The sequence below is a fragment of the Mesorhizobium sp. M5C.F.Ca.ET.164.01.1.1 genome, assembly GCF_004792125.1.
Lineage (GTDB): Bacteria > Pseudomonadota > Alphaproteobacteria > Rhizobiales > Rhizobiaceae > Mesorhizobium > Mesorhizobium wenxiniae.
Genome location: NZ_SRTG01000001.1, coordinates 3,211,780 through 3,229,800, shown reverse-complemented (window position 1 = coordinate 3,229,800; position 18,021 = coordinate 3,211,780). Strand labels below are relative to the sequence as shown.

At 62.6% G+C, this 18,021-nt stretch carries 17 protein-coding genes and 2 pseudogenes; 5 read left to right on the top strand and 14 right to left on the bottom strand.

Annotated features, from left to right (window positions below; all coding sequences use genetic code 11):
• Positions 1–245: 245 nt before the first annotated feature.
• Positions 246–1,037, bottom strand: a complete 792-nt coding sequence (locus EN807_RS15930) for an ABC transporter ATP-binding protein (RefSeq protein ID WP_135935618.1) — start codon at positions 1,035–1,037, stop codon at positions 246–248.
• A gap of 134 nt (positions 1,038–1,171) precedes the next feature.
• Between EN807_RS15930 and EN807_RS15925 the strand changes: the two genes are divergently transcribed.
• Complete coding sequence (locus tag EN807_RS15925; RefSeq protein WP_135935617.1) at positions 1,172–1,576, top strand: cupin domain-containing protein; 405 nt, start codon at positions 1,172–1,174, stop codon at positions 1,574–1,576.
• Positions 1,577–1,611: 35 nt separating this feature from the next.
• Here EN807_RS15925 and EN807_RS15920 read toward each other — a convergent pair whose 3' ends face one another.
• The 4 genes from EN807_RS15920 to EN807_RS15905 form a co-directional block, all read right to left on the bottom strand.
• A complete protein-coding gene (locus EN807_RS15920) occupies positions 1,612–1,986 on the bottom strand; it encodes a hypothetical protein (RefSeq protein ID WP_246684119.1) in 375 nt (124 codons plus the stop codon).
• Positions 1,983–3,434, bottom strand: a complete 1,452-nt coding sequence (hydA, locus tag EN807_RS15915) for a dihydropyrimidinase (protein ID WP_135935615.1) — start codon at positions 3,432–3,434, stop codon at positions 1,983–1,985. Before hydA ends, EN807_RS15920 begins: the two co-directional genes overlap by 4 nt.
• Before the next feature lie 62 nt (positions 3,435–3,496).
• Positions 3,497–4,747, bottom strand: a complete 1,251-nt coding sequence (locus EN807_RS15910; protein WP_135935614.1) for a Zn-dependent hydrolase — start codon at positions 4,745–4,747, stop codon at positions 3,497–3,499.
• Between the two features lie 69 nt (positions 4,748–4,816).
• Positions 4,817–6,145: an aspartate aminotransferase family protein gene (locus tag EN807_RS15905; protein ID WP_135935613.1), complete on the bottom strand. Its 1,329-nt coding sequence runs from the start codon at positions 6,143–6,145 to the stop codon at positions 4,817–4,819.
• 255 nt (positions 6,146–6,400) lie between these two features.
• Here EN807_RS15905 and EN807_RS15900 point away from each other — a divergent pair, with 255 nt between their 5' ends.
• On the top strand, positions 6,401–7,030 hold the full coding sequence (locus EN807_RS15900) for a TetR family transcriptional regulator C-terminal domain-containing protein (RefSeq protein ID WP_246684118.1): 630 nt from the start codon (positions 6,401–6,403) through the stop codon (positions 7,028–7,030).
• A 109-nt stretch (positions 7,031–7,139) separates the two neighbouring features.
• Here the strand turns inward: EN807_RS15900 and EN807_RS37440 are convergent.
• Positions 7,140–7,316: pseudogene (locus tag EN807_RS37440) on the bottom strand (transcriptional regulator); the annotation flags it as partial.
• Positions 7,317–7,368: 52 nt separating this feature from the next.
• On the opposite strand from EN807_RS37440, the gene EN807_RS15890 reads away from it, so the two are divergent.
• Entirely contained in the window at positions 7,369–8,178 is an 810-nt protein-coding gene (locus EN807_RS15890) for an SDR family NAD(P)-dependent oxidoreductase (protein ID WP_135935611.1), read from the top strand.
• 152 nt (positions 8,179–8,330) lie between these two features.
• Here EN807_RS15890 and EN807_RS15885 read toward each other — a convergent pair whose 3' ends face one another.
• From EN807_RS15885 to EN807_RS15860, 6 genes and pseudogenes are all read right to left on the bottom strand, one after another.
• Positions 8,331–8,708, bottom strand: a complete 378-nt coding sequence (locus EN807_RS15885) for a DoxX family protein (protein ID WP_135935610.1) — start codon at positions 8,706–8,708, stop codon at positions 8,331–8,333.
• A gap of 59 nt (positions 8,709–8,767) precedes the next feature.
• A complete protein-coding gene (locus EN807_RS15880) occupies positions 8,768–9,226 on the bottom strand; it encodes a carboxymuconolactone decarboxylase family protein (protein WP_135935609.1) in 459 nt (152 codons plus the stop codon).
• An 11-nt stretch (positions 9,227–9,237) separates the two neighbouring features.
• Complete coding sequence (locus EN807_RS15875) at positions 9,238–9,756, bottom strand: Rrf2 family transcriptional regulator (RefSeq protein ID WP_065009902.1); 519 nt, start codon at positions 9,754–9,756, stop codon at positions 9,238–9,240.
• Between the two features lie 110 nt (positions 9,757–9,866).
• Entirely contained in the window at positions 9,867–11,180 is a 1,314-nt protein-coding gene (gene preA / locus EN807_RS15870; RefSeq protein ID WP_135935608.1) for an NAD-dependent dihydropyrimidine dehydrogenase subunit PreA, read from the bottom strand.
• Between the two features lie 2 nt (positions 11,181–11,182).
• Positions 11,183–12,547, bottom strand: coding sequence for an NAD(P)-dependent oxidoreductase (locus tag EN807_RS15865; RefSeq protein ID WP_135935607.1), 1,365 nt, complete (start codon positions 12,545–12,547; stop codon positions 11,183–11,185).
• A gap of 142 nt (positions 12,548–12,689) precedes the next feature.
• A pseudogene (locus EN807_RS15860) lies at positions 12,690–13,405 on the bottom strand (gamma-glutamylcyclotransferase).
• A 179-nt stretch (positions 13,406–13,584) separates the two neighbouring features.
• Between EN807_RS15860 and EN807_RS15855 the strand changes: the two are divergent.
• Positions 13,585–14,361, top strand: coding sequence for a VOC family protein (locus EN807_RS15855; protein ID WP_135935606.1), 777 nt, complete (start codon positions 13,585–13,587; stop codon positions 14,359–14,361).
• A gap of 100 nt (positions 14,362–14,461) precedes the next feature.
• On the opposite strand, the gene EN807_RS15850 is transcribed toward EN807_RS15855, so the two are convergent.
• On the bottom strand, positions 14,462–14,950 hold the full coding sequence (locus EN807_RS15850; RefSeq protein WP_135935605.1) for a hypothetical protein: 489 nt from the start codon (positions 14,948–14,950) through the stop codon (positions 14,462–14,464).
• A gap of 191 nt (positions 14,951–15,141) precedes the next feature.
• Between EN807_RS15850 and EN807_RS15845 the strand changes: the two genes are divergently transcribed.
• Complete coding sequence (locus EN807_RS15845; protein WP_135935604.1) at positions 15,142–15,567, top strand: DoxX family protein; 426 nt, start codon at positions 15,142–15,144, stop codon at positions 15,565–15,567.
• On the opposite strand, the gene EN807_RS15840 is transcribed toward EN807_RS15845, so the two are convergent.
• Entirely contained in the window at positions 15,547–17,988 is a 2,442-nt protein-coding gene (locus EN807_RS15840) for an FAD-dependent oxidoreductase (RefSeq protein WP_135935603.1), read from the bottom strand. The two genes, EN807_RS15845 and EN807_RS15840, sit on opposite strands and share 21 nt — an antisense overlap.
• Positions 17,989–18,021: the final 33 nt, after the last annotated feature.

Below are 18,021 nucleotides of genomic sequence, written 5' to 3'. Positions count from 1 at the left end.
GCCAAGCCACGGCAGCCGACGTTCCCTCAAGACAGGGAGCGATGTTCCGCACCGTTGCGGAGCGCGAAGTTAACGGCATGGATCCTAGGGTCTGCGCCGCGTCGCTTCGCTCCTTGCTTCGCCCTAGGATGACGAAGGCGTGGTTGGCCGCTCCCTCTACGCCCGCCGCTTCGCGGCGGCTCCGCCCTAGGATGACGAAAGCATGGGTGGGCCCACCACCCCCATTGGGGAGACGAGGAACCACCTCAATCATCATAGCTGTGTCCTGCCCTGAGCCCGTCGCGGACGCGTGCCGCGATCGCCAGGAACTCCGGCGTCTCGCGGATGTCGAGCGGCCGCTGCTTGGGCAGCGTCGATTCGATGACGTCGCTGACGCGGCCCGGACGCGGCGACATGACGATGATCCGCGTCGAGAGGTAGACCGCCTCGGGAATGGAATGGGTGACGAAGCAGATGGTCTTGTTGGTCCGCCCCCAAAGCTCCAGAAGCTGTTGGTTGAGATGGTCGCGCACGATCTCGTCCAGCGCGCCGAACGGCTCGTCCATCAACAGGAGATCGGCGTCGAAGGCCAGCGCCCGCGCGATCGAGGCGCGCTGCTGCATGCCGCCGGAAAGCTGCCACGGGTATTTCTGCTCGAAGCCGCCCAGGTTGACGAGGTCGAGCGTGCGCTTGATCCGCGCCGCCTGCTCTGTCTTCGACAGGCCCATGATTTCCAGCGGCAGCGCCACGTTGCGCTCGATCGTACGCCACGGATAAAGCGCCGCCGCCTGGAAGACATAGCCATAGGCGCGGCTCTGGCGCGCCTGCTCGGGCGTCATGCCGTTGACGGAGATGCTTCCCGAGGTCGGTTTTTCCAGATCGGCGATGACCCGCAGCAGGGTCGTCTTGCCGCAGCCGGACGGCCCGATGAAGGAGACGAATTCACCTTTGCCGATGGTCAGGTCGACATTCGACAGCGCCTGCACCGGGCCGTCATTGGTCTGGAAGGTCAGGCCGAGCTTGCTTGCCGAAACGACGGCTGGCGATGTTCCCGTCATAGGCCGCAGCCTGCCTTTTCGCGCCGCTGCTGCGCCGGGCGGAATCCGGTTGATTTTGCCGCGATGTTGCTTTCCACTCGCCCCGTCCTATCCGACTGAGAGTTCCCACTCGATCGACGCCCGGAGCATCCCAGATGTCGTCCAAACCCACTTGTCATCTTATCCGCCCTGAAAGCTCTTATGAAGGCAAGCAGGGACTGAGTTATTTCGCCGGCATCGCCGCCGAGACGGTCGGCTCGACCGGCATCTGCATGCACCTGCTGACCATGCCGCCCCGTGCCCGCGCCAAGGCGCATATGCACGAAAGCCATGAAACGGCGATCTATGTGCTCTCCGGCGAGGTTCATACCTGGTATGGCGACCGGCTCGAACAGCAGATCGTGGTCAAGGCCGGCGACCTCTTCTACATTCCTGCCGGGGTGCCGCATTTGCCGGCCAATCTGAGCGACAGTTCGGCCTCGGCGGTCATCGCCCGCACCGATCCCAACGAACAGGAAAGTGTCGTCCTGCTGCCGGAACTGGATGGGCTGGTCGCCTGAGGTCGGCACCGACGGAGAGGCCATCATCGGCACCGTCACGAACATGACTTCAACGGCCCTATCTCTTCAAGGCCGGGAATGGTCACGAAGAAACCGTCAGCTCCCTTGTTGGTGACCTTGACGGTCTCAGTCGTCGTTCCCTCCTCGCCTTCAGCGAAACAGGTCGAGCTCAACGACTGGGTACCAGGCGCCGTCACCAGTTGCCGCGCGAACCGGCAGCCGCCGCCATAGGTTTCAACGCCGTCGGCGGTCAGCACGACATAGGCATCACTGTCCTGATAACCGAGCCATACACCGGCACAACCGACATCATTGCCATAGGAACCGGCAAGAACCTCAGCCGCTGCCGGTACGCAGGTAATGCTCGCCACAACCAGTGAGGCGATCGCTGCCGAACGCGCCAAGCTCACACCCCGGTCGCCGGAATGCCGGTGCGTTCCACCTTGCGCGGTGCGGAAATTTCCTTCCAGGTCGACAGTGCCCGGTTGACCGCTGCATTCGGCTCGCGAGCGACGAACTCCCCATGGCCGGGCTTCGCCTTGACCTCAGCTTCCTGGATCGACAGTTCGCCGCGCGAGAAGACAAAGCGCGGCAGGCCGGTCACCTCAAAACCTTCGAAGACGTTATAGTCGATCACCGACTGCTGCTTTTTGGCCGTGATCTTCTTCTTGCGCTTCGGGTCCCAGACGAGGATGTCGGCATCGGCACCTTCAACGATGGCGCCCTTCTTCGGATACATGTTGAGGATCTTGGCGATGTTGGTCGAGGTCACCGCGACGAATTCGTTCATCGTCAGCCGGCCGGTGTTGACGCCCGTCGTCCACAGCACCGGCAAGCGGTCCTCGAGCCCGCCGGTGCCGTTCGGGATTTTGGTGAAATCGCCGACGCCGTTGCGCTTTTGGCTAGTGGTGAAGGCGCAATGGTCGGTCGCCACCACTTGCAGCGATCCGGCCTGCAGGCCGGCCCAGAGCGAATCCTGATGCAATTTGTTGCGGAAGGGCGGGCTCATCACGCGGCGCGCCGCATGATCCCAGTCCTTGTTGAAATATTCGCTCTCGTCGAGTGTCAAATGCTGGATCAGCGGCTCGCCGAAGACGCGCATGCCTTTCTGCCGCGCCCGCCGAATGGCTTCGTGAGCCTGCTCGCAGGAGACATGCGCGACATAGAGCGGCACGCCGGCCATGTCGGCGATCATGATGGCGCGGTTAGTGGCCTCGCCTTCGACCTCCGGCGGGCGCGAATAGGCATGCCCCTCCGGGCCGTTGTTGCCGGCAGCCAGAAGCTTCTGCGAAAGCGCCGCCACCACATCGCCATTCTCGGCATGAACCAACGGCAGCGCGCCAAGGTCGGCGCAGCGCTGGAACGACGAATACATCTCGTCATCGTCGACCATCAGCGCGCCCTTGTAGGCCATGAAGTGCTTGAACGAGGTTATGCCCTTATCGACGACATCAGCCATCTCGTCGAACACCTGCTTGTCCCACCAGGTGATCGCCATGTGGAAGGAATAGTCGCAGGAGGCTTTCGAGGTCTTGTTGTCCCACATCTGCAAGGCCTCGAGCAGCGACTGCTGCGGCGACGGAAGGCAAAAATCGACGACCATCGTGGTGCCGCCGGCAAGTGCGGCGCGCGTGCCGCTCTCGAAATCATCGGCCGAGTAGGTGCCCATGAACGGCATTTCGAGATGGGTGTGCGGATCGATGCCGCCCGGCATGACATAGCAGCCGGTGCCGTCGAACTCATGGTCGCCATGTAGGTTGGAGCCGATGGCGACGATCTTGCCGTGCTGCATCAGCAGGTCGGCCTTCCAGGTGCGATCGGCGGTGACAATGGTGCCGTTCCTGATGACTTTGGTCATTTTTGTTCCCTTGTTTTTCTCGCGCTTCTTGGTGAGCGGCGTTCGGAATCTTGGTTTCTAGTTCACTCCACAATCACCGCTGTTTCCACCACCGCGTGGAACAGCACGTCGGCGCCGGCCGCCGCCCATTCCTTGGAGATTTCCTCAGCCTCATTGTGCGACAGCCCGTCGACGCAAGGGCACATCACCATTGCGGTGGGCGCGACGCGGTTGATCCAGCAGGCGTCATGGCCGGCGCCGGAGACGATGTTGCGATGCGTATAACCCAGGCGCTCCGCCGCATCCCGCACAGCCTTGACGCAGCCCGGATCGAAAGCGACCGGATCGAAATGGCCGACCTGCTCGATTTGATATTTGATATCGAGCGCCTCGCAGATCGTGTCGATGCCTTCGCGGATGCGCCCGTCCATCGCGTCGAGCACCTCCTTTTCCGGCGAGCGGATGTCGATGGTGAAGACGGTGCGTCCGGCGATGATGTTGCGCGAGTTCGGATAGACTTCCATGTGGCCGACCGCGCCTACGGCATCGGGCTGGTAGTCCATGGCGATCTCGTGCACCAGCTCGATCACCCGAGCCGTGCCGAGCCCGGCGTTGCGGCGCTTCGGCATCGGCGTCGAGCCGGTATGCGCCTCCCTGCCGGTCAACGTCACCTGCAGCCATTTCAGTCCCTGGCCATGGGTGACGACGCCGATGTCGATGCCTTCATCCTCGAGGATCGGTCCTTGCTCGATATGCAGCTCGAAGAAGGCGTGGATTTGGCGCGCGCCGACTTTCTCGGTGCCCTTCCAGCCGATGCGTTCGAGCTCCTCGCCGAATTTCTTGCCGTCCTTGTCGACATGGGAATAGACGTCGGCCTGGTCGAGCACACCGGCAAAAACGCCGGATGCCATCATGGCCGGCGCGAAGCGCGCGCCTTCCTCGTTCGTCCAGTTGGTGACGACGATCGGATGTTTGGTCTTGATTCCGAGCTCGTTGAGCGAGCGCACGATCTCCAACCCGCCAAGCACGCCGAGCACGCCGTCATACTTGCCGCCGGTCGGCTGGGTGTCGAGATGGCTGCCGACATAGACCGGCGGCAGATCAGGGTCGGCGCCTTCGCGGCGGGCAAACATCGTGCCCATCTCGTCGAGGCCCATTTCGAGCTCCGCCGCCTCGCACCAGCGCCTGAACAGATGCCGCCCCTCGCCGTCCTCGTCGGTCAATGTCTGGCGATTGTTGCCGCCGGCAATGCCGGGGCCGATCTTCGCCATCTCCATTATCGAATCCCACAAACGGTCTGAATTGATTCGCAGATTCTCGCCGGGAGCGGCCATTCAAGTTCCTCTCATCTATTCACATATAGGGCGACGGTTCCCGTCGCCGCCCTATACGTTGTCGAGTATCTAGTCCACCGCCCTCAGCACTTCACGCACATGGTCGATCAATTCGTTGATCTGGCCCTTGGTGATGATCAGCGGCGGCGACAGCGCGATGATGTCGCCGGTGGTGCGGATCAGGGCGCCGCGCTCGAACGCCTTGACGAAGGCCGAGAAGGCACGCTTGGTCGGACTGCCGGGAATGGGTGCCAGCTCGATCGCGCCGATCAGGCCGATGTTGCGGATATCGATGACGTTCGGCTCGCCCTTCAGCGAATGCAGCGCGTCTGCCCAATACGGCGCCAGTTCCTCGCCGCGGGTCAGCAGCCCCTCTTCCTTGTAGGTGTCGAGCGTGCCGAGCGCAGCCGCACAGGCGATCGGATTGCCCGAATAGGTGTAGCCGTGGAAGAACTCGATCATATGCTCGGGGCCGGTCATGAAGGCGTCGTGGATCTCCTTCTTGACGAACACCGCGCCCATCGGGATGACGCCATTGGAGACGCCCTTGGCGGTCGTCATAATATCGGGGGTGACGCCGAAATAGTCGGCGGCAAACGGCGTGCCGAGGCGGCCGAAGCCGGTGATGACCTCGTCGAAGATCAACAGGATGCCGTGCTTGGTGCAAATCTCGCGTAGCCTCTCGAGATAGCCCTTCGGCGGCAGGATGACGCCGGTGGAACCGGCCACCGGCTCGACGATGACGGCCGCGATAGTCGAGGCATCATGCAGCGCAACGATGCGCTCCAGTTCGTTGGCCAATTCCGCGCCATGCTCGGGCACGCCCTTGGTGAACGAATTCTTCTCGGGAAGATGCGTGTGCGGCATGTGGTCGACGCCACCGAGCAGCGTGCCGAACATCTTGCGATTGGTGACGATACCGCCGACCGAGATGCCGCCGAAATTGACGCCGTGATAGCCGCGCTCGCGACCGATCAGGCGGGTGCGTGAGCCCTCACCTTTGGCGCGATGGTAGGCGATCGCCATCTTCAGCGCGGTCTCCACCGATTCCGATCCGGAATTGGTGAAGAACACGTGGTCCATGCCCTTCGGCGCGAGGTCGACCAAACGGTTCGCCAGTTCGAAGACGATCGGGTGGCCCATCTGAAAGGCCGGCGCATAGTCGAGTTCGGCGGCCTGTTGCTGGATCGCCTCGGTGATCTTCGGCCGGCAGTGGCCGGCATTGACGCACCACAGGCCGGCGGTGCCGTCGAGAACCTTGCGCCCGTCGCTGGTCGTGTAATGCATGTCCTTGGCGGACACCATCATGCGAGGCGCCTGTTTGAATTGCCGGTTCGCCGTGAACGGCATCCAGAATGCGCTGAGATCGTTCGGCGTGACCTTTAGCCGGTTGGACATGACCAAGACTTCCCCTTGTAACCTGTTTCGGTGCGGCTAACGCTTGGTCTTCCCGACACTTGGTCTCTGCTGCGTTTTCGTGCTACGCAAATTTTTGACCGATTGGACAAACGTTAGCACCGCCCTGACGGCGGTCAAGGGATTACTAGCGGAAATGCGGCAGCTGAGGCGCGCTCCACAGGCCGGAGAAAAACTGGTCCAGAGAATTGGTCCAGATGACCCTCGCGGCAATGTCCTGCGGAGATGACGACAGGCATGGACACCCCTGCCCCGCGCCGCACCCGCATCCAGCAGGAAAAGCGCGAGCTCATCCTGGGGGCGGCGCTCGAGGTCTTCTCAACCAACGGCTTTCGCGGCTCGACCATCGACCAGATCGCCGAAGCCGCCGGAATGTCGAAGCCGAATCTGCTCTACTATTTCCGCCGCAAGGAGGACATCCACGAGACGCTGATGCAGCGGCTTCTGGACACCTGGCTGGCGCCGTTGCGCGAACTCGACGACATCGGCGATCCCTTAACCGAATTGCGCAGCTACATCAGGCGCAAACTCGAAATGGCGCGCGATTTTCCTAGGGAAAGCCGGCTGTTCGCCAACGAGATCCTGCAGGGCGCGCCGCGCATCATGCCGATGCTTGAAGGCGAGCTGAAGACGCTGGTCGACGAGAAGGCCGCCATCATCAAGAGTTGGATGCGCGCCGGCAAGATCGCCCGCACCGACCCCTGGCACCTGATCTTCTCGATCTGGGCGACGACGCAGCACTATGCCGATTTCGACGTTCAGGTCCGTGCCGTGCTCGGGCCCAACCGCGGCGGTGACGGCCGTTTCGAGGATGCGGCAAGATTTCTCGAGCAGCTGTTCATCGAAGGGCTGAAGCCGAAGAGCTAGCGGCCGCGGGGATTGGCCGAGGCGTTCATTGCGTCGTCGTTCTGGGGTCTCCGCGACGCCGCTTCGCGGCTGCTACGCCCTGGGATGACGAAGCTGCGGCCAACCAATGTCACGCGCTGCGCCGCTCGGCCAGAAGCGTCTCCAGCAGCTTTTCGAGCTTGGCGATCGAATTCTGCTCGGCGAGTGCTGTGTGGACGATCAGCTTCATATCCGAGCCGCCGTCTATCGAAAAACTCATATGCTCGAACGCCATGCTGCCGGCTGTCGGATGTCTGACATGCTTTACAGGTGTGTCGGATGCCCCATCTTCCCCTCAGAGCAACATGGAGGCTCCAAGCATGGAACTGAAAGACAGGACCGTCCTCATCACCGGATCGACCGACGGCGTCGGCCGTTTGGTCGCGCAAAGGCTCGGCGCCGACGGCGCGCGGGTCCTCGTGCATGGCCGCGATGCGACACGGGGCAAGGATGTCGTCGCCGAGATCGAAGCCGCTGGCGGCAAGGCCGAGCTTCTCGTCGCCGACCTCTCGTCCCTGGCCGAAGTCCGGCGTCTCGCCGAGGTTGTTCGCGCCCACACGGACCGGCTCGATATCCTCATCAACAACGCCGGCGTCGGCACCGCCGGCACCAAACGACAGGTCAGCGCCGACGGCTACGAACTGCGCTTTGCCGTCAACTATCTCGCCGGCTTCCTGCTGACGTCAGAGCTTCTGCCGCTGCTCAAGGGGAGTGCGCCGGCGCGCATTGTCAATGTCGCCTCGGCCGGCCAGCAGGCGATCGATTTCGACGATGTCATGCTGACCCACAACTACGACGGCGTCCGCGCCTACTGCCAGAGCAAGCTGGCGCAGATCATATTCACCATCGACCTGGCGCAGAAGCTGAAGAACACCGGCGTCACCGCTAACAGCCTGCATCCGGCAAGCTACATGAACACGACCATGGTCCGGCAAGCCGGCGTCACGCCTTGGAGCTCGGTCGAGACCGGCGCTGACGCCATCCTCAACCTTGCCACGTCGCCCGCGCTCGAAGGGCGGAGCGGCCTCTATTTCGACGGCCAGAGAGAATCTCGCGCCGACGCGCAGGCCTATGACGCAAAGGCAAGACAGCAATTGCGGACACTGAGCCTCGACCTCGTCGGGCGTTAGTCGGCCACCTCAACATCGAGATAACGTTCACGAGCGAGAAATACTCACATGCCGTGATCGTCAGCGGCTCTTCCGCATCGGCCTCGCGGCGCGGAAGCTGGCTGTCGCCAAAGACCGTGACGGCTGCCTCCACGAGGCGGCCGTCCGAACCATCAAAGCGGCTGCGCCGCCAGCGCCAAGAACCCTCCGGTCAACGCCACATTGCCGACAAAACCATTGATACGGGACGCGCGATCGGGCCCCTGATGATCCCAGAAATTGTGGAACATCGGGGTGGCGACAATTAGGAACAGCACCAAGCACAGAGCGGCGGCGGCGGTCCAGACACCTGATATCACCAGAACTCCGGCGACGATCTGCAGGACGATCCCCAGCCACAGCATCAGCCGCGCCTGCGGCACGCCGCGCGTCGCCATCAACTTGGTCAGGAAGCCTGCATTCTGGATGTTGCGCAGACCGGCAAAGACGAACGCGCCGCCAAGCAGCAGGCGGGCGGCAAACAGAATCTCATTCTCAAAATTCGCCAACATCTTATTGATCTCCAAACAAAAAGGGCACGCGGCGCAAGGCCGCGCGCCGGTTCGACCGCTCAGGCGGCGTTCGCCGCCGGCATCGGATGAATAGCCTGGAACGGGATGCAAAGCCGGTTCCAGGTGTTGATCATGCCAAGCGCGACAGACAGCTTGACCAGTTCCTCTTCCGAGAAATGCTCGAGCGCCCGCGCATAGAGTTCGTCCGAGACACCGTTATCGGCGATCTTCGTCACCGCTTCGGTCCAGGCGAAGGCAGCGCGTTCGCGCGCGGAAAACAGCGGCGATTCCTTCCAGGCGGAGACGAGATAAAGCCGCTGTTCGGTCTCGCCGTCATGGCGCGCCTCGCGGCTGTGCATCTCGACGCAATACGAACAGCCATTGATCTGCGACGCCCGCAGCTTGATCAGGTGCAACAGGCTTTTCTCGAGCCCGCATTCGTCGACCGTCTTGTTGAGCGCCGACACCGCTTTCATGATCGCCGGCGCCGCACCGAAAAATTGCAGCCTCTGTTTCATCGCTTTACCTTTCATGCTTGCTTGGTTGCACTCGATTTCTGCGGTCGTTGATGGCGCTCGACAAAGGCGCAGTTTGCGGCGACTGAACGAGGATCGGCATCGCTCATGTATCCCGCCACGATGTCGGACAGCCTCGCCTCGGCAAGAGCGGCGCGATAGGCGCGCTCAGCCTTCAGCATCGCGACGTTGATGCCGCAGGGTTTGACATAGACCGAGGCATCGAGCCTGACCGGCCCGCGCTGACGGATTTCGCCGCAGCGGAAGGCCGGTTCGCCTCCTTCCACGGCGAGCACGATGTCGAGCAGCGTTATCCGCGCGGCCGGCCTCGCCAGCCGGTAACCGCCCGATGGCCCCGGCACCGATTCCAGGATGCCCGACGCCGTCAACGCGTTGAGATGCTTGAGGAGATAGCTCGGCGACAGGCCGAACGCTTCCGCCATGGCAGCACCCGGCATGGTCGCCTCGCCTTCCATGCCGGCAAGCATCGCGGCACAGTGGATGGCCGCTTCGACGCCCTCGCCCAGCTTCATTGTGCTGATCTCCAATTCATGGATACATATTATCGTGGATAACTATTATCTGCAATATCGATTTGAAAAAGCGGCGCCCGCAGGCGCCGCTTTCCACAACAGGCTGCGCCCTATTCCGCCGCCACCTTGGCCATCGGATTGTTCGGATGCGTCGTCCAGTTGGCGTAGACCGGCGACACCGGTCTGCCGGTGCGCTGGTCCATCACGCCAGCCGCGAGCGGCTCCATCGTGATGCAGTTCTCGACCGGGCAGACATTGACGCAGAGGTTGCAGCCGACGCATTCCGCCTCGATCACCTCGAAATGCCTGACGCCGTCGACGATTGCGGTGATCGCCTGGTGCGAAGTGTCCTCGCAGGCGATGTGGCAGCGGCCGCATTTGATGCAGGCGTCCTGGTCAATATGCGCTTTGGCGACGTAGTTGAGGTTGAGATATTGCCAGTCGGTGACGTTGGGCGTGGCGCGGCCGATAATGTCGTCCAGCGAGGCATGGCCCTTCTCGTCCATCCAGTTTTCCAGGCCGGCGATCATCTCATGCACGATCTTGAAGCCATAGGTCATCGCCGCCGTGCACACCTGCACATTGCCGGCGCCGAGCGCCATGAATTCGGCGGCGTCGCGCCACGTGGTGATGCCACCGATACCGGAGATCGGCAGCCCGTGCGTTTCCGGATCGCGGGCGATCTCGGCCACCATGTTCATGGCGATCGGCTTCACCGCCGGGCCGCAATAGCCGCCATGCGAACCCTTGCCGTCGATTGTCGGCTCCGGTGCGAAACTATCGAGATTGACGCCTGTGATGGAATTGATGGTGTTGATCAGCGAGACGGCGTCGGTGCCGCCGGCAAGGGCGGCACGCGCCGGCTTGCGCACATCGGTGATGTTGGGCGTCAGCTTGGTGATAACAGGCATGCGGGTGTTGGCCTTGCACCAGCGCACCACCATTTCGATGTATTCCGGCACCTGGCCGACCGCCGAGCCCATGCCGCGTTCCGACATGCCGTGCGGGCAGCCGAAATTGAGCTCGATGCCGTCGGCCCCCGTCTCCTCGACCACCGGCAGGATGGCCTTCCACGCATGCTCCTCGCAAGGCACCATCAACGAGACGACGATGGCTCGGTCGGGCCAGTCCATCTTGACCTGCTTGATCTCGCGCAGATTGACCTGCAGGTCGCGGTCGGTGATCAGTTCGATGTTGTTGAGGCCGAGCAGGCGCCGATCGGCGCCCCAGATCGCGCCGTAGCGCGGACCGTTGACGTTGACCACCGGCGGCCCCTCTTCGCCAAGCGTCTTCCACACCACGCCACCCCAGCCCGCCCTGAAGGCTCGGATGACGTTGTAGGCCTTGTCGGTCGGCGGTGCCGAAGCCAGCCAGAACGGATTCGGCGATTTGATGCCGACGAAATTGTTGCGGATGTCTGCCATGCTCATGCCCTCCCGTTCGAGGTCAGTGCCCGGTGGATCGATTCGGCCGCGTCGCGGCCCTGTGCAACGGCCGAGACGGTAAGGTCGTCGCCACCGAAGATGCAGTCGCCGCCGGCCCAGACATTTGGCAACGAAGTGCGGCCTTCGACATCGACCTTGATGCGGCCGCCCTCCAAAGCAAGCAAGGCACCGCTGCCGTTGAGCGCAGCCGGGACAAAGCTCTGGCCGATGGCTTTGAACACCTGGTCGGCGGAGAGCGTCAGCCGCTCGCCGATGCCGACGAGCTTGTCGCCATCCATTGCCGTGTATTCGAGTTCAATGCCAGACACCTTGCCGCCTGCGGCAATGACCCGCTTCGGCTGCAGCCAGTGACGGATGATGACGCCGTTGGCGGCGGCCAGGTCCTGCTCGAAGTCGGAAGCGTTCATGTGCTCCTGCCCGCGCCGATAGCAGATCGTCACCTCTTCGGCGCCGAGCAGCTTCGATTGCACCGCCGCATCTATCGCAGTCATGCCGCCGCCGATTACGACGACCCGCCGGCCGACCGGCAGGCTGGCAAGGTCACTGGCCTGGCGAAGCTCCGCTATGAACTCCACCGCATTGGTCACGCCTTGCGCGTCCTCGCCATCGGCGCGCAGCGCGTTGACGCCGCCAAGCCCCATGCCGAGAAACACCGCGTCGTAATTCCTTGTCAGGTCCGACAGCTGGTAGTCGCGGCCGAGCGCCTTGCCGTTCTGGATATCGATGCCGCCGATCGACAGGATATAATCGACCTCGGCCTGGGCGAAATTGTCGATGCTCTTGTAGGCGGCGATGCCGTATTCATTGAGACCGCCGGCTTTCGGGCGGGCTTCCAGGATGGTCACCTCATGACCATGGCGGGCGAGCCGATGGGCGGCGGCAAGGCCGGCCGGTCCGGCGCCGACCACGGCGATCGTCTTCCCGGTCGGGGCGGCGCGCGCATAGAATTGCTTATTCTCAGCCATGGCGACGTCGGTGGCATAACGCTGCAGGCGGCCGATCTGCACCGGCTTGCCTTCCGCCACTTCGCGCACGCAGACCTCTTCGCACAGTGTCTCTGTCGGGCAGACGCGAGCGCACATGCCGCCCAAAATATTCTGGTCGAAAATCGTCTTGGCCGAGCCGATCGGATTGCCTGTCGAGATCTGGCGGATGAACAGCGGGATGTCGATCGAGGTCGGGCATGCGTTCATGCACGGCGCGTCATAGCAGAAATAGCAGCGATCGGACTCGACCAACGCCTCATGATGATCGAGCGGCGGATGCAGGTCGGAAAAATTATCCGCATATTGTTCGGGCGAAAGCCGGCCGCCGGCAATGCCCTGCTTGAAATGACCAGTCGCCATTCCGCTTCCCCATTCCTTGTTGTTTTGGGAAGGCTAGCACGTTTTGTTTTTTTATCAATTGGTCAATTTTTGACGCAAGCCGCTGAAAAGGCTGAGTAAAACATGATAAAGTTACTCATGTTTTTTGAGATTTCACGCGCGATTACTGTGCGGAGGGGAGGTCAAGATCAGGGGCACCGCCATGGATCGACCTGATCTCGTGCGCGACCAGTTCCTGCAGCCGCCACAGATTGCGGTCGCGAATGCCGAACGCTTCCAGGTGATGGACGGTGTTGTAGAGGTATTCGGCGCCGGACCCGACATGCCCGCATGCCCTGGCCAGCACCCGCGCCACATTTTCCAAGGGCTGAATGAGCGAGGTGCCCCTGCCGGTTACGCCGACCCAGAAGCCCAGCGCCCAGAGCGTGCCTTGAGCCGTACGCACCGGAAGCCATCTGACCGAGCCGACACTCTCGTGATCGTCGATCTCGCGCCGCAACAGTTTTTCGATCTGCAGCGGCTTTTCCCCCTCCGGCAAGCGGTAGATCACACCATCGCATCGCCCACCTCGTTCGAGCGCCATCATCAGTCCCGGCTGCGCAGCGCTGCCGCGCCAGCGGGCAATGTCGAGACAGAAGGACTGGTGCCAGCCGAAAGCAGTGGCGCGCTGTTGTTCGACGGACTCGAAAGCCGGCTTCCAGATCAGCGCGCCATAGGCGAACACCCACAAGGGGCCCGCGTCTGCTTCGCTCGATAGCCGCGACGCGAGGGTCTGGAAATCCTCATCGTTCAGTTGCGTCCAGCTTCCGTCGGGACCGGGATCGGCCTCCTCCCATGGCATAGCGCGACAAGCTCTGAAGTGAGCGACATCCGGAGCATGGATCAACAACCCTCGTTGACGGCAAGCAAAGTCGAAAACCGCAACATGCGCAAGATTGCGAAATGAGGGACGCCTTGCCGCCATCGATTTGTGGCCCAGATGTCGGATTTCTGTCGCCAAGATCGTCCTAGGATGGATCGAACCACAATCCCCAACTGGAAACCCAAGGAGGATGACAATGTCAAAGTCCCCGATGCCCTTCTTCTGGTACGAGCTGATGACAACTGATCTCGACGCTGCCGAGGCATTCTATACCGACGTGGTCGGCTGGAAGGCGCAAGTCTTCGACAGCGCACCAGGCATGCCGCGCTATATCATCATGAATGTCGGCGAGCGCGGCGTTGCCGGGCTGATGGCGCAGCCGGATGAAGTACGCAAGATGGGTATGCCGCCGGCGTGGGTCGGTTACATCCACACCAGGGATGTCGATGCTTCAACGAAATCGCTGAAGGAGGCCGGCGGTGCGGTTCACCGCGAACCCGACGACATCCCCGGTGTCGGTCGTTTTGCCGTCGTCGCCGATCCGCAAGGCGCGGTGTTCAATTTCCTGCAGCCCGAAGGCCCCGACCAACCTGCCCTGCCGGCCACCACTCCTGGCAATATCGGCTGGCATGAACTCTATACATCAGACTGGAAGGCGGCCCTCGATTTCTACTCCGACCAGTTCGGCTGGGAAAAGGGCGATGCCATGGATATGGGGCCGATGGGCATCTACCAGCTCTTTACCGCCGGCGGCGAACCTATCGGCGGCATGATGAACAAGCCCGAGCAGATTCCCGTGCCGGTCTGGCAGTTCTATTTCAATGTACCTAGCATCGACGCGGCGGCCAAGCGCGTAACCGACAATGGCGGCAAGATCCTTATGGGCCCGATGGAGGTCCCCGGCGGCGGCTGGATCGTGATGTGCACGGACCCACAAGGTGCCCATTTCGCACTAACGGCGCCGGTGCGGTAACAACGTCAGCGGCAGTGGCCGATCTCCCCCAATTGGGACCCAATTGGGGGAGATGTCCGGCAGGACAAGGAGGAGCCCTGTCCTTCCGCCCCTTCGAGAATTACTCCGGCGTCAGCACCGCGACCTTAAGGGTCTCTTTTTTCGCGCCGCTGAACTGCACCGTCGCCGGGCCGGCGGCCAGCTTGAAGCGCACGCTCTTGCGGATCCCCGGACAGGTCTTCATGCGACTGAAAGCCGCCGACTTCACGGCTTTGCCGTCCTGAACGACATCGACCCAGGCCTCATCAGACAGGCTGATCTGGAGCTCTCCCTCAGGGGGCACGGCTACGCTTGCCGTCGCGCCGAATGTACCGGCTGCCGGCACGCGTTCCGGCGGAACGGTGAAGCTGATCGTGTCGACCGGCGCCAACGCCACATCCGCAGCCTCGCCGACCGCAAGGTCAGCCCCGGATTGCGCGGCGGGCGCTGCCGCAAACAGGGCCTCCTCGCGCGTCACCGGCCATTTGAAAGCAGCACAGCCGGCGTCGTCGGCTATGGCGACGCTGGTCCCTGCAAGGATGGCGAATAGGCTCACGACAACTTTTCTCATAGCAAACGGAACCCATATGGTTTGGAGTGTCTAGCTATTACTACAACTATAGCGATTGTAATACAACCCCAGAGCGAAAAGATTTAAAGGGCGAGGAACATCCAATCACCGATTGTTGGTGGCAGGCCATGCGAAGTGAATGGTCCCTGCCGGGCGATAATCTATGGCCGTTCGGGGCAAATGGAGCTTAGCTGAAGCCGTTCGACGACCTCGCCAGATATCAGCCGCAGGTGCAGGGCGCTCTGCGCATCGTGACCGCGTCGCAGTTCATCGAGCACGGCACAAAGAAGCTGTTCAATTTTCCCGGTCACCAAACACGCCGGCACCTTGAGCGGGCTGCCCCTGGCAGCCGGCACCTCGAATTCGCCGGCGGCATCCCGCTTGCGCTCCTGACCCGGCCGGTGGCGTCCCTGCTCTGCGGCGAGATGGCGATCGCCTATTTCATGGCGCACATGCCGCGCGATTTCTTCCCCGCCAACAATAGTGGCGATGCGGCAATCTCGTTCTGTTTCACCTTTCTCTATCTGGTGTTCGCCGGTCCCGGCGCCTTGGCGCTGGACAACCGCCGCAGCGTTGAGCCGCCACCAGCGGCGCCTTTACCCCCGCATCCGCTCTAGATTCGCGTCGAACAGCGGTGTCGGCTGCACGCGCGCGGGAAAGCGCTTACCCAAGAGCTCGATCTCGAAACCGTCGGCTTTGTCGGCGATTTCCTTCGGCACGTAGCCCATAGCCACAGACGTCTTCGAATGATGCGCGTAGCCGCCTGACGTGACCCAGCCGCGCACGGCGCCGTCGAACCAGATCGGCTCGTCACCGATGACGTCGGCGTCTGCCGTATCAACGACAAAGGCACGCAGCCGCAGTTTGCCGCCTTGCCGGCGCTCGGCGAGTGCCGCCTGCTTGCCGATGAATTCGGTTTCTTTCCCGTAGGCGACGAAGCGATCGAGCCCGGCCTCCAGCGGACCATAGATCGGCCGGTATTCGCGCGCCCACGAGCCGTAGTTCTTCTCCAGCCGCAGCGCATTGAGCGCGCGCGAGCCGAACAGGCCGATGCCGAATTCTTCGCCAGCCGCCATCAGGGCCTGGTACGCGGCACGCTGATATTCCGGCGCCACCCAGATCTCGTAGCCGAGATCGCCGGTGTAGCTGACGCGGCCGACCAGGCACGGCGCCATACCGACATCCATCTTGGCCGTAGCCATGAACGGAAACGCCGCATTCGACACATCCGCCCGCGTAACCCTGGCCAACACGTCCCGCGCCTTGGGTCCTGCGATCGACAGGCCCGTCAGCTTCGCCCCCAGCGCCTCGATACGGACCGAGCCATCTTGCGGCAGATGCGCCTCGAACCAGCGCATGTGATACTGCTCGGCAATGCCGGAGCCGGCGAGGAACCAGTCCTCCCCGTTGGAATTGGGACTGCCGAGATTGGCCAGCGAAAAGTCGCCGATCAGCCTGCCGTCTTCCTTCAGCATTGGCGCCAGCGTCATGCGGCCGGGTTTTGGCAGCTTGCAGGCAAGCAGGCGGTCGAGCCAGCCCGCCGCGCCCTCGCCCGTCACCCTGTATTTGGCGAATGACGAGATTTCCGACAGGCCGACCCGTGTCCGCACCGTCTTCACCTCTTTTGCGACATGCTGGAAATCGCTCGAGCGCCGCCACGAGAACTCGTCCTTGACGCCCTCGGGCGCATACCACAGCGGCACTTCCAGCCCATAGGCCACGCCCCATTGCGCGCCCTTGACCGACAAAAGGTCATAGACCGGCGTGGTCTTGAGCGGCCGCCCGGCAGGCAGCTCCTCATTGGGGAAGCGAATGGAAAAACGCCGCGAATAATTCTCACGCACCTTGGCGTTGGTGTAGGCCATCGTCGCCCAGTCGCCGTAGCGCGAGACATCCATCGCCCAGATGTCGGCGCCGGGATCGCCCTCGATCATCCAGTTCGCCAGCGCCAGGCCGACGCCGCCGCCCTGTGAGAAACCCGCCATGACGCCGCAGGCGACCCAGAAACCCGGCAGGCCGCGCACCGGTCCGACCAGCGGGTTGCCGTCCGGCGCGAAGGTGAAGGGACCGTTGATGATCTGCTTGATGCCGGTGTTCTGGAAGGCCGGGAAATGCCTGAAGCCGACTTCCAGCGACGGCGCGATGCGGTCGATGTCGGGCTCCAGCAGTTCGTGGCCGAAATTCCACGGCGTGGAAAATTCGGACCATGGCTTATTGGCCTTCTCATAGGTACCCATCAGCATGCCGCCGCGCTCCTGGCGCAGATAGAGCTCGCCGTCGAAATCGACCGCGTGGATGATCTCCGTGCCGGTCTTCTGGTTCCAGGCGGCGACTTCCGGCATGTCCTCGGTGATCAGGTACATGTGCTCCATGGCCAGCACCGGCAGTTCCAGCCCGATCATGCGGCCGACCTCGCGCGCCCATAGACCGCCGGCGTTGACGACATGCTCGGCCACCACCTCGCCCTTGTTGGTGATGACGCGCCACAGCCCGTCGGGGCGGCGCACGATGCCCTCGACCTTGGTGAAGCGCTCAACGTCGGCGCCAAGTTTTCTCGCGGCCTTGGCATAGGCATGGGTGACGCCCGATGGATCGAGATGACCGTCCTCCTTGTTGCGGACGGCGCCGACGAACTGCTTCGGATCGAGCAGCGGCATCAGTTCGGCCGCTTCGTTCGGCGAAATCTCCTCGAGATCGATGCCGAGATAGCGGCCCTTCGCAACGACGCCGCGCAGCCAGTCGAGCCGCGCCTCGGTCGCCGCCAAAAGCACGCCGCCGGTCAGATGTACGCCGGTCGCCTGGCCGGACAGCTCCTCGATCTCCTTATAGAGCGAGATCGTGTATTTCTGCAGCTTGGCGACGTTGGGATCGCCATTGATCGTGTGCATGCCGCCGGCCGCGTGCCAGGTCGAACCGGAAGTCAGCTCGTCACGCTCCAGAAGCACAATGTCGGTCCAGCCGTGACGGGCGAGATGGAACAGCACGGAACAGCCGACGACGCCTCCGCCAATGACCACGACCTTTGCATGCGATTTCATGAATTTTCTCGTTTACTCCAGTGAGTTGGACGG

What these genes read in the sequence shown, in the direction of transcription:
- EN807_RS15930 (WP_135935618.1), bottom strand. Translation starts at nt 1,037, where the DNA reads ATGACGGGAACATCGCCAGCCGTCGTTTCGGCAAGCAAGCTCGGCCTG.
- EN807_RS15925 (WP_135935617.1), top strand. Translation starts at nt 1,172, where the DNA reads ATGTCGTCCAAACCCACTTGTCATCTTATCCGCCCTGAAAGCTCTTAT.
- hydA (WP_135935615.1), bottom strand. Translation starts at nt 3,434, where the DNA reads ATGACCAAAGTCATCAGGAACGGCACCATTGTCACCGCCGATCGCACC.
- EN807_RS15910 (WP_135935614.1), bottom strand. Translation starts at nt 4,747, where the DNA reads ATGGCCGCTCCCGGCGAGAATCTGCGAATCAATTCAGACCGTTTGTGG.
- EN807_RS15905 (WP_135935613.1), bottom strand. Translation starts at nt 6,145, where the DNA reads ATGTCCAACCGGCTAAAGGTCACGCCGAACGATCTCAGCGCATTCTGG.
- EN807_RS15900 (WP_246684118.1), top strand. Translation starts at nt 6,401, where the DNA reads ATGGACACCCCTGCCCCGCGCCGCACCCGCATCCAGCAGGAAAAGCGC.
- EN807_RS15890 (WP_135935611.1), top strand. Translation starts at nt 7,369, where the DNA reads ATGGAACTGAAAGACAGGACCGTCCTCATCACCGGATCGACCGACGGC.
- EN807_RS15885 (WP_135935610.1), bottom strand. Translation starts at nt 8,708, where the DNA reads ATGTTGGCGAATTTTGAGAATGAGATTCTGTTTGCCGCCCGCCTGCTG.
- EN807_RS15880 (WP_135935609.1), bottom strand. Translation starts at nt 9,226, where the DNA reads ATGAAACAGAGGCTGCAATTTTTCGGTGCGGCGCCGGCGATCATGAAA.
- EN807_RS15875 (WP_065009902.1), bottom strand. Translation starts at nt 9,756, where the DNA reads ATGAAGCTGGGCGAGGGCGTCGAAGCGGCCATCCACTGTGCCGCGATG.
- preA (WP_135935608.1), bottom strand. Translation starts at nt 11,180, where the DNA reads ATGGCAGACATCCGCAACAATTTCGTCGGCATCAAATCGCCGAATCCG.
- EN807_RS15865 (WP_135935607.1), bottom strand. Translation starts at nt 12,547, where the DNA reads ATGGCGACTGGTCATTTCAAGCAGGGCATTGCCGGCGGCCGGCTTTCG.
- EN807_RS15855 (WP_135935606.1), top strand. Translation starts at nt 13,585, where the DNA reads ATGTCAAAGTCCCCGATGCCCTTCTTCTGGTACGAGCTGATGACAACT.
- EN807_RS15850 (WP_135935605.1), bottom strand. Translation starts at nt 14,950, where the DNA reads ATGAGAAAAGTTGTCGTGAGCCTATTCGCCATCCTTGCAGGGACCAGC.
- EN807_RS15840 (WP_135935603.1), bottom strand. Translation starts at nt 17,988, where the DNA reads ATGAAATCGCATGCAAAGGTCGTGGTCATTGGCGGAGGCGTCGTCGGC.